This is a genomic window from Olivibacter sp. EAT-5, from assembly GCF_044784325.1.
Taxonomy (GTDB): Bacteria; Bacteroidota; Bacteroidia; order Sphingobacteriales; family Sphingobacteriaceae; genus Olivibacter; species Olivibacter oleidegradans.
The window spans coordinates 3,537,478-3,551,807 of the sequence record NZ_CP173028.1 but is presented as its reverse complement, the minus strand read 5'-3'; the positions used below and the strand labels follow the sequence as shown (position 1 = coordinate 3,551,807).

Annotated in this window: 13 protein-coding genes; 3 read left to right on the top strand and 10 right to left on the bottom strand. The window is 41.9% G+C overall.

Annotated features, from left to right (window positions below; all coding sequences use genetic code 11):
* Window positions 1-2: 2 nt before the first annotated feature.
* A complete protein-coding gene (locus tag ACH11B_RS14520) occupies window positions 3-3,143 on the bottom strand; it encodes a SusC/RagA family TonB-linked outer membrane protein (protein ID WP_377610387.1) in 3,141 nt (1,046 codons plus the stop codon).
* A 155-nt stretch (window positions 3,144-3,298) separates the two neighbouring features.
* Complete coding sequence (locus ACH11B_RS14515) at window positions 3,299-4,177, bottom strand: AraC family transcriptional regulator (RefSeq protein WP_130857206.1); 879 nt, start codon at window positions 4,175-4,177, stop codon at window positions 3,299-3,301.
* Window positions 4,178-4,393: 216 nt separating this feature from the next.
* Between ACH11B_RS14515 and ACH11B_RS14510 the strand changes: the two genes are divergently transcribed.
* Window positions 4,394-5,209 (top strand): universal stress protein, encoded by an 816-nt coding sequence (locus ACH11B_RS14510; RefSeq protein WP_377610385.1) that lies wholly within the window; start codon window positions 4,394-4,396, stop codon window positions 5,207-5,209.
* 11 nt (window positions 5,210-5,220) lie between these two features.
* On the top strand, window positions 5,221-6,006 hold the full coding sequence (locus ACH11B_RS14505; protein WP_377610383.1) for an SDR family oxidoreductase: 786 nt from the start codon (window positions 5,221-5,223) through the stop codon (window positions 6,004-6,006).
* Between the two features lie 104 nt (window positions 6,007-6,110).
* Here ACH11B_RS14505 and ACH11B_RS14500 read toward each other — a convergent pair whose 3' ends face one another.
* The 4 genes from ACH11B_RS14500 to ACH11B_RS14485 all read right to left on the bottom strand — a co-directional run bounded on the left by ACH11B_RS14500 (window position 6,111) and on the right by ACH11B_RS14485 (window position 10,069).
* Window positions 6,111-7,643, bottom strand: a complete 1,533-nt coding sequence (locus ACH11B_RS14500; RefSeq protein WP_130857203.1) for a SulP family inorganic anion transporter — start codon at window positions 7,641-7,643, stop codon at window positions 6,111-6,113.
* Window positions 7,644-7,831: 188 nt separating this feature from the next.
* Window positions 7,832-8,227, bottom strand: a complete 396-nt coding sequence (locus ACH11B_RS14495) for a DUF3037 domain-containing protein (RefSeq protein ID WP_130857202.1) — start codon at window positions 8,225-8,227, stop codon at window positions 7,832-7,834.
* Complete coding sequence (locus tag ACH11B_RS14490) at window positions 8,193-8,984, bottom strand: HipA family kinase (RefSeq protein ID WP_013665969.1); 792 nt, start codon at window positions 8,982-8,984, stop codon at window positions 8,193-8,195. Before ACH11B_RS14490 ends, ACH11B_RS14495 begins: the two co-directional genes overlap by 35 nt.
* Window positions 8,981-10,069, bottom strand: coding sequence for a glycoside hydrolase family 18 protein (locus ACH11B_RS14485; protein WP_130857201.1), 1,089 nt, complete (start codon window positions 10,067-10,069; stop codon window positions 8,981-8,983). The genes ACH11B_RS14490 and ACH11B_RS14485 overlap by 4 nt, the downstream gene beginning before the upstream one ends.
* A 300-nt stretch (window positions 10,070-10,369) precedes the next feature.
* On the opposite strand from ACH11B_RS14485, the gene ACH11B_RS14480 reads away from it, so the two are divergent.
* Window positions 10,370-10,681 carry a GNAT family N-acetyltransferase gene (locus tag ACH11B_RS14480; RefSeq protein ID WP_013665967.1) on the top strand — a complete coding sequence of 104 codons (312 nt, stop codon included), beginning with the start codon at window positions 10,370-10,372 and terminating at the stop codon, window positions 10,679-10,681.
* Window positions 10,682-10,688: 7 nt separating this feature from the next.
* Here the strand turns inward: ACH11B_RS14480 and ACH11B_RS14475 are convergent, their stop codons facing one another.
* From ACH11B_RS14475 to ACH11B_RS14460, 4 genes are read right to left on the bottom strand one after another with little or no spacing between them, the layout of a single operon-like run.
* The gene (locus tag ACH11B_RS14475; protein WP_130857200.1) at window positions 10,689-10,958 is read right to left on the bottom strand and encodes a hypothetical protein; all 270 of its coding nucleotides are present in this window, start codon (window positions 10,956-10,958) and stop codon (window positions 10,689-10,691) included.
* Between the two features lie 10 nt (window positions 10,959-10,968).
* Window positions 10,969-11,487, bottom strand: coding sequence for a ubiquinol-cytochrome c reductase iron-sulfur subunit (locus tag ACH11B_RS14470; protein WP_377610381.1), 519 nt, complete (start codon window positions 11,485-11,487; stop codon window positions 10,969-10,971).
* A gap of 10 nt (window positions 11,488-11,497) precedes the next feature.
* Window positions 11,498-12,067: a 4Fe-4S dicluster domain-containing protein gene (locus tag ACH11B_RS14465; protein ID WP_130857198.1), complete on the bottom strand. Its 570-nt coding sequence runs from the start codon at window positions 12,065-12,067 to the stop codon at window positions 11,498-11,500.
* A gap of 33 nt (window positions 12,068-12,100) precedes the next feature.
* On the bottom strand, window positions 12,101-14,320 hold the full coding sequence (locus ACH11B_RS14460) for a molybdopterin oxidoreductase family protein (protein WP_013665963.1): 2,220 nt from the start codon (window positions 14,318-14,320) through the stop codon (window positions 12,101-12,103).
* Between the last annotated feature and the right edge of the window lie 10 nt (window positions 14,321-14,330).

Sequence of the window (14,330 nt, the reverse complement as noted above, 5' to 3'; positions counted from 1 at the left end):
TTTTATAAAATAGCCTTAATTCCCATGGTATAAATCTTTGCCTGCGGGTAAATAGCCATCCGCGAATTGGCCGCCAACCGTTCGGGATCGCCTCCATCAAAAAATTTCGTAAACGTAAACAGATTATCCCCCGAAAGATAGATGCGTAGCCGTTGGAAACCAATTTTGTTTACCAACTGGTTGGGCAAGGTGTATCCTACCTGTATATTCTTTATTCTTAAGTAAGACGCGTCTTGCAACCACCAGGTAGAAACTTGCGTATTGGGTGCGTAATTTTCATTAAATATATGAGGGATCGTGTTTGATGTTCCCGGTCCATCCCAAGCATTCAACCAAAATTTTGGTGGCGGACTGGACTGCCTAAAAGGAGCGATTCCCCATTCCCTCACATAGATTTTTCGTCCTTCCACCCCCTGTACGAAAAAACTAAAGTCGAAATCCTTATAATCGGCGCTAAAAGTAAGACCATAATTAAAGTCAGGAAAAGCTCCATCTACTACTGTGCGGTCGTTGGCATCAATTTTACCGTCGGGTACGCCACCCGGACCACTGATATCCTTGTAACGCATATCGCCCGGTTTGGTCAAGGCGCTGATAGGGGTTGGGCCATTCGCTATTTCTTCCTGTGTCTGATAGATACCGTCAAAAACATACATAAAGTAAGAATTATACGGCAATCCCTCTTGCCGTATTAATCCACTTCCATTATCTATTTCACGTGCACCAAATTTTACCAATTCATTTTTATACGTTTCGAAGTTTGCCTGAATTTTGTAATTAAGTGCATTTAACCTGTTCTGATATCCCAGTAAGACTTCCAAACCGCTATTCTTCATTTCACCGCGATTTACCGTTGGCCCATTCAATCCTATAAAATCTGGAACTTGTAGCGTACGTAGTATATCCGTCGTACGTTTGGTATACCAGTCTACTGAACCAAATACACTTGATTTAAATAAGTCAAAATCCAGCCCAATATTCGTTGCCGTCGTGGTCTCCCATTTTAGATTCGTATTGTTAAGATCCTCCAAGCTCATCCCCTGCTGTAGTGCGCCACCTATATTATATTCAACTGGGCTTAGAATTGCCTGATAGGGATAATTTCCGATATTTTGATTGCCGAGTTGTCCCCATGAAAAACGTATCTTTAGATTATTGACCCATTCGGAACCCTTTAAAAAGCTTTCCTCTGACAACCGCCACCCGATTGATGCAGACGGAAAAAATCCCCATCTTCGTCCAGTCGGTAACCTAGAGGTACCGTCGTATCTGAAATTTGCTTCAAAGAGGTATCGCTCTTTATAATTGTAATTCAATCGACCATACACCGACTTGATAGCCCACTCATAAGCCTGCCCTTCTGCGATCTGTCCAGCCGACGAATAGGCATCCAGCTCCGTCAAATTATCAGTAGGCGCGTTTCTTCTAAATCCCTGTAAACGATCATATTTAAAGGTTTCTTGATTATAGCCGAGCAATGCACTTATATTATGAACGTTATCAAAGCTTTTGGTATAATTAAAATTCAAGTAGTAAGTTAGCTGCAATTCTCTTTCGCCCCGAACGGTTAAGTTGTTCTCCCCTACTGTGCCGTTATATTGGGTGTTATAAATGTACTCCCCATTTTCATCGGGTTGATATAAATAGGCGGGTATTCCAACAACATGCACTTTTGATTGTCCATCTTGATACCTCACGGCTCCCTTTAACTCCCCCTTTAGCCCAGGGAGGATATCCACATTAATATAAGAGGAGGCTAAAGCATAATAATTGTCAGTGGTCTTTCCACCGTTTTCTGCAATAGCAATCGGATTTTTATTACCCGATTCAAAGATATAAGCCTTCGAGGCATAGCGCCCACTCCCATCCGGCAATTTAGGCTTAAAGGTCGGGTTTGCTGCCAATGCACTCAAAATTTGGTCTTCCGTGGTATTACCATCAAAATTACCATTGAGTGCAGTTTCATATCGACCGCCTTTGGAAAGCGAAATATTGGTACCAAAGGTAACTCGACCACCCAAATTTGTTTTAAAGTTCAGTTGTGCATCATATCGCTTATAACCCGTTGCTATCAACATTCCTTCCTGACTGAGATAGCCCAATCCAAAATTATAGGTTGTCCCATCCTGTCCTCCATTGACACTTAAAAAATGTTGTTGCATGGGTGCTGTTCTGAAAACCGCATCCATCCAATCATAATTGGGATATCGGTCCGGATCGATTGACGAACCTTGTCGATAGGCCTCTATCTGCTCGTCCGAATAGAGCTGATTGCTACTTGTACCTGTATGATTAATGGCCTTGTTTAACAATTCCATAAATTGAACTGAATTCGTAACGCGATCATACATGGAAGTTGCTTTTTGTCGACTGTAGTTATAACTATAATCGATATTTAACCTGCCTGCCCTGCCGCTTTTAGTGGTTACCAGTATAACTCCATTGGCCGCTCTTGATCCGTAAATGGAAGCGGACGCAGCATCTTTTAGAACCGATATATTTTCGATTACATTGGGATTTAAATTATTGAGGTTCCCTTCTACGCCATCGATAAGAATCAGCGGATTATTACCAGCCCCACTAAACGTGCCCATTCCACGAATCTGAATATTAGCGTTCTCTGCGCCTGGTTGCCCGGAATTCTGTGTTATCTGCACTCCCGGTGCCCTACCTTGAAGTAATGAAGTGGTATTGGGTGCCTGCCGGGTTGTCAGTTCTTCCGATGAGATTGCTGCTACCGCGCCGGTTAAATTAACCTTTTTTTGTGTCCCATATCCTACGACGACAACTTCATCCAATGCAGCTGCATCCGGTACCAATGTAATCTCAAACAAGGTCTCATTGTGAACCGGGATTTCTTGCGTTACATAACCCAAATAAGACACCATTAAAGTTTGATTGGCGGCTGCTTTAATGGTAAACATACCGTTTGCATCTGTAACAACGCCTCTCTTTGTGCCGACTATTTTAATACTCACACCCCCTAGTGGTCCATCACTATCCGATACCCTCCCTTTTCGCACACTCTCCTCCTGTCTATCCGTTTTTTTGGCAACCGTACTTTCTCGTGCCAATACATTGGCACTTAGCAAGGCACCAATGATCATTACTAAACAAGTTGTTTTTAGATAAAAGATTCTCATTTTTCGTCCTTAGGTTTTTTAATCAAAACATTACACACGATTATATCCTGGCTTACATTGGTTAGGATAAAATTGGCTTTGCAAGAAAGGAAGAAAATAGCACCTTTTTGTGAACGAAATTGGCTTAATATTAAGCCTCATTTACATGGCACGCATCAACTAGTCTGCATTGAAATAAATGTACGCTTATAGGTTAAGGGACTTTTCCCTGTTACTTTACGGAAGCATTTAAAGAAACTTGTAAAATTATTAAACCCGCTGTCGTCACAGACTTGCTTTATATCTAACTTGTCTTCTATTAATAGTTTACAGGCATGGCCGATTCTTATTTCAGTCAAAAATTGAGAATATGTTTTTCTTGTTTGTGTTTTAAAGTACCTGCAAAAAGAATGTGGGCTTATCTTAGCCACTTCAGCAATTTCATCCAATTGAATTTTATCTTTAAAATTAGCGCAAGAATAGTCGTATATTTTCTTTATTCTGTCGTTCTTAAACTCTTCGTAGGCAATACCATTGAAACCAATGGATGAAAGCGGTTCGAGTTTGCAGTATTTTGCGATTTGAACCAAGATCTGCATCAGGATAATGATCCTTTCTGATCCATCGGCACCCAACATCTCTTCCAGTAGTTCGGCAACATAGTCTTTATGTTTACCGAGAATCGTCACCCCTCGTCCTGCTTTTTCCATAATGGATTTTAGCATCTTATTTTCGGGAAGATCTAAAAATCCATTCCCCCAAATTTCCTTTTCAAAATGAGCAACCCGCACATCTATACCTTCTACAGCTATCTTACTTTCGAAAGCATTATCGAATTTTACATAGTGCGGCAACCCGGATCCGACAAGCACCATATCGCCCGACTTAAACCGCTGGATACTGTCGCCAATGAAGCTCGTCCCCTCGCCCCTGCAGAAATGTAGCAGCTCTAACTCCGAATGATAATGCCATTTGGTATTACGAGGCTCCATATCGCGTCTTACGCTAAATGACTGAGCAGGGCCCTTCATGAGCTTAAGAAGTTGTGGTTTCATGTTTTTTTAATTGGTCAGGAATAAAGTTCAGCAGAAAGGATAGATCAAAACGGGTAATAACCGGTTATTTTAAGGGTAAAAATTGACTTTTGATCACAAGAAATCTATTAGATGTTAGAACATTGTTATGGCTAAGTAATATTATACACAATACCATCCAGATTCTTATCATCAACCGGTTTAAACTGTAAATTTAGCATTCAAACAATGTAATATATGAGAACAATTATTGTTGCTACTGACTTTTCAGACATAGCAGAAAATGCTGTTGAATATGCGGCTACGGGGGCAAGTATCATAGATGCCAAGATTGTATTATTCAATGCTTTCAAATTACCGTTGCATGCTTCAAATACCATCCTTTCTGTGGAAAATGTGCAAAGTATGATCGATAAAAACAAGCTTAAGTTAGAAACGAGGGCTAACGATTTAATCAAACGATACGATATTGAAGTAGCGGTCGACTCGAGTTTATTGAATGTTGAGGACGAGGTAGAACGCCTAATGAAGCAATATGACGCCGAAATGGTTATCATGGGCATGGCCAAACGGTCGCTTGAGCAGGATCTGTTAGGAAATACGACAACTAATGTTATTCAAAAGCTTAAATTTCCTGTGCTGGCAGTACCTGAGGGTGTAACCTTTAAACCGGTAAAACGAATTTTATATGCTTGCGATGTTGTTCGTGGCATACATAAAACAATATTGGAACGTATCAAGGATATCGCTCGGTCTTGGAATGCGGAAATAGAAGTATTTAATGTACAGGAGAAAATAGAGGAACTACATGAAGATCCGTCTTTCACAAAGGACCCCTTAAAAGATGAAATGACCGGGATTCAATACTTTTATAAAAACGTCGCTTCCAATACAATCATTAAAGAAATAAGAAATGAGGTCGAAAATTTTCAGCCCGACTTATTAATTATGGTACCCAATCGGTATGGTTTTTGGTCATCGATTGTACATAGGAGTAAAACAAGGATGATGGCAGCCGGATTGGATGTTCCCCTGCTATCAATCCCAATTTAGCTAATGGTATTATGGATATTTCGTTGAAAGGTAAAACCGCTTTAATTTGTGGCAGTAGTGACGGTATAGGCCTATCTACAGCGCAGGTTCTGGCCCGCTTGGGAGCCAGCTGCATTCTCTTTGCAAGAAATGAAGTCAAATTAAAGACCGCATTAACGAGTCTTCAAACCGAGCCCGGTCAACAACATCGTTATGCCGTGGCTGACTTCAACAAATTGGAAGAAGTGGAAATTGCCGTCGACCGTCTCACAGAAGAGGTTAACATACATATCCTAATTAATAATAGTGGCGGGCCACCTCCCGGCCCACTTCTGAAAGCGTCTTCAATGAACTTTCGCGATGCATTCAACAGGCATGTCCTCTGTAACCAGCTCATAACACAAGCTGTAGTTCCAGGCATGAAGCGCGCAGAATATGGGCGTATTATCAATATTATTTCCACTTCAGTTAAAGCACCGCTTGCTAATTTAGGTGTTTCCAATACCATTCGCGCAGCCGTTGCTTCTTGGGCAAAAACTTTGTCGAATGAATTGGGTATGTTTAATATCACGGTAAACAACGTGCTGCCGGGAGCCACTAGAACCGCGAGATTATCAAGTCTTATAAAAGAAAGTGCGAAGGTAGAACAAAAGACTGCCTTAGAGGTAGAAGAAGAGATGCTAAAAAATATTCCGATGAAGAGGTTTGGTGTGGCCGAAGAGGTGGCCCACGCGATTGCTTTCCTTGCTTCTCCGGCAGCCTCCTATATAACCGGAATTAATATACCCGTCGATGGAGGCCGAACACCTTCATTATAACACTAACTATCGGTTACAAAATAGCTAACGAACAGGCTGGCAAACCACCACCAGTGCTGTTCGCTTTTGGTTTCTTTATCGGCTCTTGTTTTACTTTCGTATAGCTAAAATTGATCAGAGGGCACGCGGTATGTAGGATCTTCCAGAATATTGACTTCAATTACATCGGCTGCGTTTTTTAAAAGCATTCTGCAATCTTCGCTCAAATGCTTAAGATGCAGCGTCTTTCCTGCCAGCTTATACTTTTCTGTCAATTTATTAAGCGCATTAATACCCGACATATCTGCTACGCGACTTTCCCGAAAATCAATGATCACTTCTTTAGGGTCGTTACTTATATCGAATTTCTCCATAAAGGCCATGGTAGAACCGAAGAATAAGGGACCATACAATTCATAGTGTTTCACCCCCTGCTCGTCTACATATTTTCTTGCCCGAATACGTTTAGCACTTTCCCAAGCAAATACCAACGCAGCTATAATAACGCCCACTAAAACCGCCAAAGCCAAATTGTGAAGTACCACGGTAATTATAGCCACTAATACGCCTATCAGGATATCCGATTTCGGCATTTTATTCACTATTCGCAGGCTTACCCATTCAAAGGTTCCGATGGCTACCATCATCATCACGCCCACAAGAGCAGCCATGGGTACACGTTCGATAACAGGGGCACCAAAAAGGACAACTACAAGAATAGTAAGTGATGCAATAATACCCGACAGGCGAGCTCGGGAACCCGCAGAAAGATTAACGAAGGTTTGGGCAATCATTGCACAGCCACCCATACCCGAGAAGAACCCATTCAGAACATTGGCAGTACCTTGTGCGACGCTTTCCTTATTCCCTTTCCCTCTGTTTCCGACAATTTCATCAACCACATTCAAAGTAAGCAAGGTCTCGATAAGTCCAACACCTGCCATCACCAACGAGTAGGGAAAGATTATTTTTAATGTCTCCAAATTTATGGGCACGGCAGGGATATGAAATGGAGGGAATCCGCCGCTGATAGAAGCGATATCCTTCACTGTTTTCGTATCTATCTGAAGACCTAACACCAACAGATATACGACGATAATCGCAACCAAGGATGCAGGAACAGCCTTTGTTAATTTAGGCAAGAGCCAAACAATGGCAATGGTAAGTAGCACCAATCCAAGCATAATATATAACTCGGTTCCACCGAGCCAAGCACTTTCTTCACCCGCACCTATTTTGAATTGCTCCAGCTGTGCCAAAAAAATGATAACGGCCAAGCCATTTACAAATCCATACATAACCGGTTGCGGCACCAGACGTATAAACTTCCCTAACCTAAAAACACCCACTAATAATTGCAGTACGCCTGCCAACGCGACCGCAGCAAAGACATATTCCATACCATGTGATTGCATCAGGGCGATTAATACAACCACGGTCGCACCGGCTCCTCCCGATACCATTCCGGGTCTCCCCCCAAAAATAGCAGTCACAAACCCCATAATAAAAGCCGCGTACAATCCCGTTAATGGCGAAAAACCAGCTAGAATAGCGAAAGAAAGCGACTCGGGAATCATCGTCATGGCAACGGTTAAACCTGCCAATATTTCATTTTTATAGTTAACCTTTTGGTTAAAATCGAATAAGCGTAAGAACATAAGGAAATTAAAAAGAAAAAATCACAAATTATATGAATTGAAGCTTATGCTTTCTTAAAAGAAAGCACCATATACCTTTAGAAGCCTAAAGAAGTGAATCAAGGTGGTGTAATAAGGCTGTTTGTGATTCTGATCATTGATGACAAAGGTACATTTTTAGCAACTCTTATAAAAAGATGCAGTTGCATTTAAAGTACTAATTGCTCAAATAGCTGGCTCAACGTGGCTTCGGGATCTTCACATAAACCTAAGTGAACCTTTGAGGTTTGTAAAATGGTACTTCGAGTGGCTGTCAACCATCTGAATCGATCGGGTCGATCCAATCGACCGATCGTACCTCCGGCTTGCCCACCCATACATATTTCCTTAAAAGATTTTAGATGAGCAATAACCTCATCAACTTCCACCTGTTTATCCATCATGTACCACTTTTCAATTTCCACATGATACCGCATTTCCAAGAATTTATGTTTAGCACAATAGAGAACTACACCAATATTCAGAAACTCCTCGCGCTCTACGCGTGGCACCAAGCGTATCACCGCATACTCAAACACGTGCCGCTCTTGCTTCATTAGCTTCATTGATAAAAATTTCAGAATTTGCTATCCGTGCATTCAAAAAGTAAGCATAAGCTTGACGATGCTCTGCAGTTGATTGGAAATTCGGCTCATTTCCTAACCAGTCGTCTGGAATCAGCGATACGATTTCTTGTATAAAATCCTCATTCAACAATTCCTTCGCAAAACGATCAACATCATTTAACTGCGTCGCCTGTCTTAACAATACATGATCTTTAATCTGAACGAAAGGTTTTAGCGCTTGCTCCTTCCAGTTATGCCAACTATGATGGAAATATAAAGAAGCCCCCTGATCAATCAGCCATAGTTCTTTATGCCACATGAGCATATTCGTATTTTTAGCAGTCCGGTCAACATTCATCAACAAAGCATCCAGCCAAACAATTTTTGAAGCTAACAAGGGATCTACTGTATTAATCACCGGATCAAAGGTAATAGCACCGGACAAATAATGCACACCGAGGTTTAATCCTACACTAAATTTCAACAAATCCTGAATTTCTTCATCTGGTTCCAGGCGGCCAAAATCAGCTTCCAAATGGGCAAATACCAATTCCGGAACTTTCAAACCAAGTACGCGGGCTATTTCGCTTCCAATCAGTTCTGCTATTAAAGCTCTTGTCCCTTGACCGGCACCCCTAAATTTCAATACATATAAAAAATCGTCATCCGCTTCTACAATTGCAGGCATAGAGCCCCCCTCTCTTAAGGGCGTTACATAGCGAACCACATCGACATTTCTCAATTGCAGTTTCTTCATTGTTTTACGACCTGATCGATTGCATTTAACATGCCGTCGTTAAAGGTATCCAAAGTAAGCTCCCAAAACATGATTCCTCCCAATTTATTGTCCAAAGCGTATTTGGTTTTAGCTTTTACAGAAGTAAGGTTATCACCGGTGGCAAATAGCTTTTGTTTTTTATTATACCAATAAGGAGCCTGTGCTTTCTCATCCCAAAAATAGGCCCATCCATTCTGAGTAGTTAAATTCGTGGCGTACGATTTAAAATCATAACCACTCCTATGTTTTCCAGCTTGGTATAGTCCATTGTTTACATCATTAACATGCTCCCAAACACGCGTATAGAAAGCCGCTCCGATTACCAATTTATTAGCTGGAATACCTTTCTTCAATAAGAATTGTACGGCCCTATCGGTTGATTCTTCCTTGTCGTGCGTGCTAAAGATAGGTGTATGATGTCCTGTAACAGTTGCATAACCATTTACTAAATCGTAGCTCATAATATTCACCCGATCAACCAGTGGCATAATTTTTTCCCATTCTACCGACTCATCTAAGTATTTTTGAAAACCTCCTGCAGCAAAACTTAATTCGTTGGCGCTACCCAATACTTGCCGCAGTTCTTGAATCAAAGCGGTAAAATTTTGTTTGTCCTGTGCTTGATATAAATGGCCGGGATGCCCTTCAATGGTTGGATACTCCCAATCAAGATCAATACCGTCTGTATCAAAGTAGTCATTCACTTTCTTTACGGAACGAGCAAATTTCGTTCGCCCATTTGACGTGGAAAAAGCTTCCGAGCACGGTTCACAGCCGCCCCACCCCCCTAAAGACAACATTATTTTCAGTTTAGGGTGATTTTTCTTTAAAGAAACGAGATACTGAATCGTGGTAGAGTCCTTTGCATTATCCACATGCAATTCTCCGTCTTTAAGATGACAAAAGCTGAAAATAATATGACTTAGTTTGTTGATCTCAAACTGATCTATTTGTTTATCATTCCCCGTATAATAAGCGATAACCGAGAAATCTCTACGCTGTTGAGCAGATAAGTTGGTAAGTGATATAAGAGATACCAACGCAATGAGTAATCCTTTGTACATGCAAATGGTTTTAAGAGTCAATCAAACAAACTTAGGTAAAATGCGCCGCATTCCAAAACAATCGCTTTCTGCGGGACAGAACGTAGCATAGCTTACTACAGAATGTAAGCCAGTCGATTGTAATATTTATCGCCATAGAGCGAAAATAATTATAAAAACAATTGCCAAAATTGTAGATTTGTTTAGGAAGTTGAAAGGTGTGGTGTTAAGTGAAGCTAAGCCCATTTGTAGGCAAAACAAGGGCTGAAAGGAAAAAGGTTATTTTGCCAAAAATCAGTCCACGACGTAATACCCAAACGAATGAAAGAAGAATTCAGCCCCCTTAAACTGGCCAAAAACACAGCAAATAGTCGCTTTGAACTTCTTGTAGAAAATCAAACAGCTTTCATTGACTACAAGGAGCGTAATAAAAAAATCTACTTAATACATACTGAAGTGCCTTCAGCGTTGGAAGGAAAGGGCGTTTCTTCAGCGCTTATAGAAAAAACGCTCACTTACATAGAGCAATATGGTTATAAATTAGTGGCTCTATGCCCCGCAGTAGTTGCATTCATAAGAAGGCACCCGGAATGGAAACGTTTACTTGATCTGGAACAAAGCGACATCGTTTAACGGCTCCTTACGAATTATTATTTTTCTTTCTATCGGTCGGCTTCAACGGATCCGGTAAATAACGCAATAGCAGGAAAGATGCTATGGCCAGCAAAAGCGAACCAACGAAGGTGGTAATGGCAAAGTAGATATTATCTTGAAGCGCATTATTAAGCGCACCGAATAGAAACCAAATCTGTATGCTTACAAAAAGAACCAATAGTAAGATGATCCCTAGCATTAAGGTGTTCGTTTTATTAGGATGCGCCTCGTTCTGTGAAGTTCTAAAATCACTCATATTTATTAAATTAACTAGCATCTTGTTTCACATACACCTTTCCGTCTCGCACTAACACTTCTAACTGGGGGAGCGGCCTTGGTGGCGGCCCTTGCAGTACTTCTCCGGTATCACCACTGAAAAAGCCATGATGGCAGGGGCATTCGATCTTCTGTAAGTCGTCTCTATAACGCACTGCACAAGTAAGATGGGTGCATTTCTGCTCAAAAGCTCTCCACTCACCCTCTGCCAAGTGAATCAGTATATAGGGAACGACACGGCTCCCTTCAATTTCAAACTGAAACATTTTCCCCAATGGTACATCTTCTTCCCGGCAAACTAAATGCTCACCTTCCAGGGGTTTGGACGGAAAAAGCAAAGATCGTATAACAATGATGCCATTAGCCAAAGCAAGTGTGCCCGAAAATAAGGCTAAAAATTTCGCGAATTCCCGACGACTTACATGTGTCGCCTTTTTTTGTTGAATTGGAAAATCCCTTTTCCAATTGGGCATATTTTCGGAGTCATGAAGTGTGTTTTTTTGCGTCATAGTTATTTGATCAACTAACTACTAATTGAGTCGTTCCTTTCGGCATCATCACGAACACCTTTGTGGTTACTTCTTGATTTCCAAATTTAAAGGAATTCACCGGTACACTATTAGGTCTCATCCGTTCAATCTCTTCTCGTGTACCATAGAAGAGTGCTTGACTAGGACAAACTGTTGCACACATCGGCTTTTTACCTGCACTGGTTCGATCATAACACATGTTACATTTCATCATTAACTCGGCCTCCTCCATCTTTTTGGGAACACCGAAGGGACAGGCCAGTACACAATTCGAGCATCCGATACACCTTGGGGTATTTGCCGAATGAACAACGCCAAAGTCATCTTGATGAATGGCATCTGCTGGACAAACATTAGCGCAGGCTGGATTTTCACAGTGCATGCAAACCTGCACCGTGGTCTGTACACTTACTGCTCGATCGACGTAATTGACATGAATCATACTCTCCTGTCCGTTGGTTTCACATTCTGCACAAGCCATTTCGCAAGCATGGCAGCCAATACAGCGTTGCATATCTACAAAGAACGCCATATCCATATTGTAATTTGTTTCCGGCATAATATTCAGTTTATTGACCTTTAATTGTTAACATCATAAATGACTCTGATAAGCCGTTTCTTTTACTTTTTCAGATGCTACCTCACCGGTTGGAATAAGCTGACAGGCACAAACCTTAAACTCCGGTATCTTCGAAATGGGGTCAAGATTTCCAATCGTTAGCTGATTTGCAGCGTGCTTGCCTCCCCAATGGTAGGGAATAAATACAGTATCTTCCCGAATCGTCTCTACCACTTGAGCCGGAAATTCGGCCTCACCCCTTCGTGTTTTTACGCGAATAATATCTCCACTCCTAATATTATAGCGGCGCGCCAGTTCGGGATGTATTTCCAAAAGTGGCTCGGGATATTGATCTACCAACTTCCCGATCCGTCGAGTAGAGGTACCGCTTAAGTATTGCGACACTACCCGACCGGTTGTCAACACCACCGGGTAATCCGTATCGATCACTTCTGATGGCGGTTTAAAACTAACTGCATTGAAATGGGCCTTTCCGTCCGGTGTTTTAAATTTCCTATCTTCCCATAATCTTGGTGTTCCCGGATGGTCTAACGAAGGGCACGGCCAAAATACCCCCATGTTATTCACTACTTTCTCGTAAGTAATGCCAAAATAGTCAGCAGTCCCTCCCTTTGAAGCCACCCTTAATTCATTAAAAATTGCCTCACTGGAGTCAAAACTAAATTTATCTCCTTCATTCAGTCTCCCCGCTAATTCCATTAAAATCTCGCCATCTTTTCTAGCATTTTTTGGAGGAGTCACCGCTGCATTAATCTTTACCACCCGTCCTTCCGCAGTTGTAACGGTTCCTTCTTCTTCTTCATGCAGAGACCCCGCCATAATAATATCGGCATATCGGGCTGTTTCACTCAGAAAACTATCGATACACATATAGAACTCCAGTTTCTCCAAAGCTTCTCGCACGTAATTATTATTAGGCAACGACACCAATGGATTAAAACAAATAGAAATCAGTCCCTTAATTTCGCCACGATGAATAGCTTCTATTTGCTCATAGGCGGTTAACCCCTTACCAGGCAACTCCTGTTCGCTGATTCCCCACACGTTAGCTATGTATTGACGATGTTCCGGGTTGGTAATATCACGGTTGCCTGGCAGCTGATCACATTTATGTCCGTGTTCCCGTCCACCTTGACCGTTACCCTGGCCAGTAATCGTGCCATAACCGCAATAAGGCTTACCTATACGTCCCGTTGCCAATACCAGGTTAATACAACTCAATACATTATCTACCCCCTTTGTGTGATGTTCAATTCCGCGAGCATGAAGCAAAAAGCTAGTCTTCGCCTTCCCCCAAAGGCGTGCCGCTTCAAAGATTTTCTCTTTAGCTACGCCCGTATACTTTTCCGCCCAGTCCAAGTCATAATCCCTTACGGCATTTATTGCTTCTTGAAAACCGCTTGTATAATTGGCAATAAATTCGTGATCGAGCCAATCATTGTCAACCAATATCTTAAGCATTGCTCCAAAAAGAGCAGAGTCTCCTCCTGGTATTACATTTAAATGTAAATCGGCTGTACGTGCCAAGGGTATAATACGCGGATCTACAACGATCAATTTGGCACCATTATCCCGCGCACGCCAAATATAATGGGTCAATGTAGGAAAGGTTTCGCTGATATTGGCCCCCGCCACAATGATAACTTCCGCATGTGCTAGGTCAGCCCAGCTATTGGAGCTTCGATCCAATCCGAACGCTTTTTTATTGCCGGCTCCCGCGCTCACCATACAAAGCCTACCGTTATAATCCAAATTAGCAGTTTTTAGAGCTACCCGGGCAAATTTGCCAATCATATAGCTTTTTTCGTTTGTCAGCGAAACACCGCTTAACATAGCGAATGCGTTGTTACCATAGGCTTCCTGTATGCGTTTGATTTCTCCCACGGTTTTATCCATCGCATAGTCCCAAGACACCTGTTGAAAGCCCTTTCCCTCCACTCGTTTTAAAGGGGCTAGTAATCTATCCGGATGGTTATTCTGAAGATAACGCTCTACCCCTTTTGGACACAAACGTCCTTCGTTAAACGGGAACTCCATCCAAGGTTCAAATCCAACTACTTTATTTTCTTTCACTTTTAATTGAATACCACATTGCATGCCGCAATAACAGCAATGGGTCTTCACCAGGCTGTCAGGCTCGTGAGAGCCGTAAAAACCGGCTTGGGGAGCATATGCTTTGTGCGGGCCGAATTGGGCGATTATCTCATCAATTGTTGTAGGGAGTGTTGCCATTTACCTTATC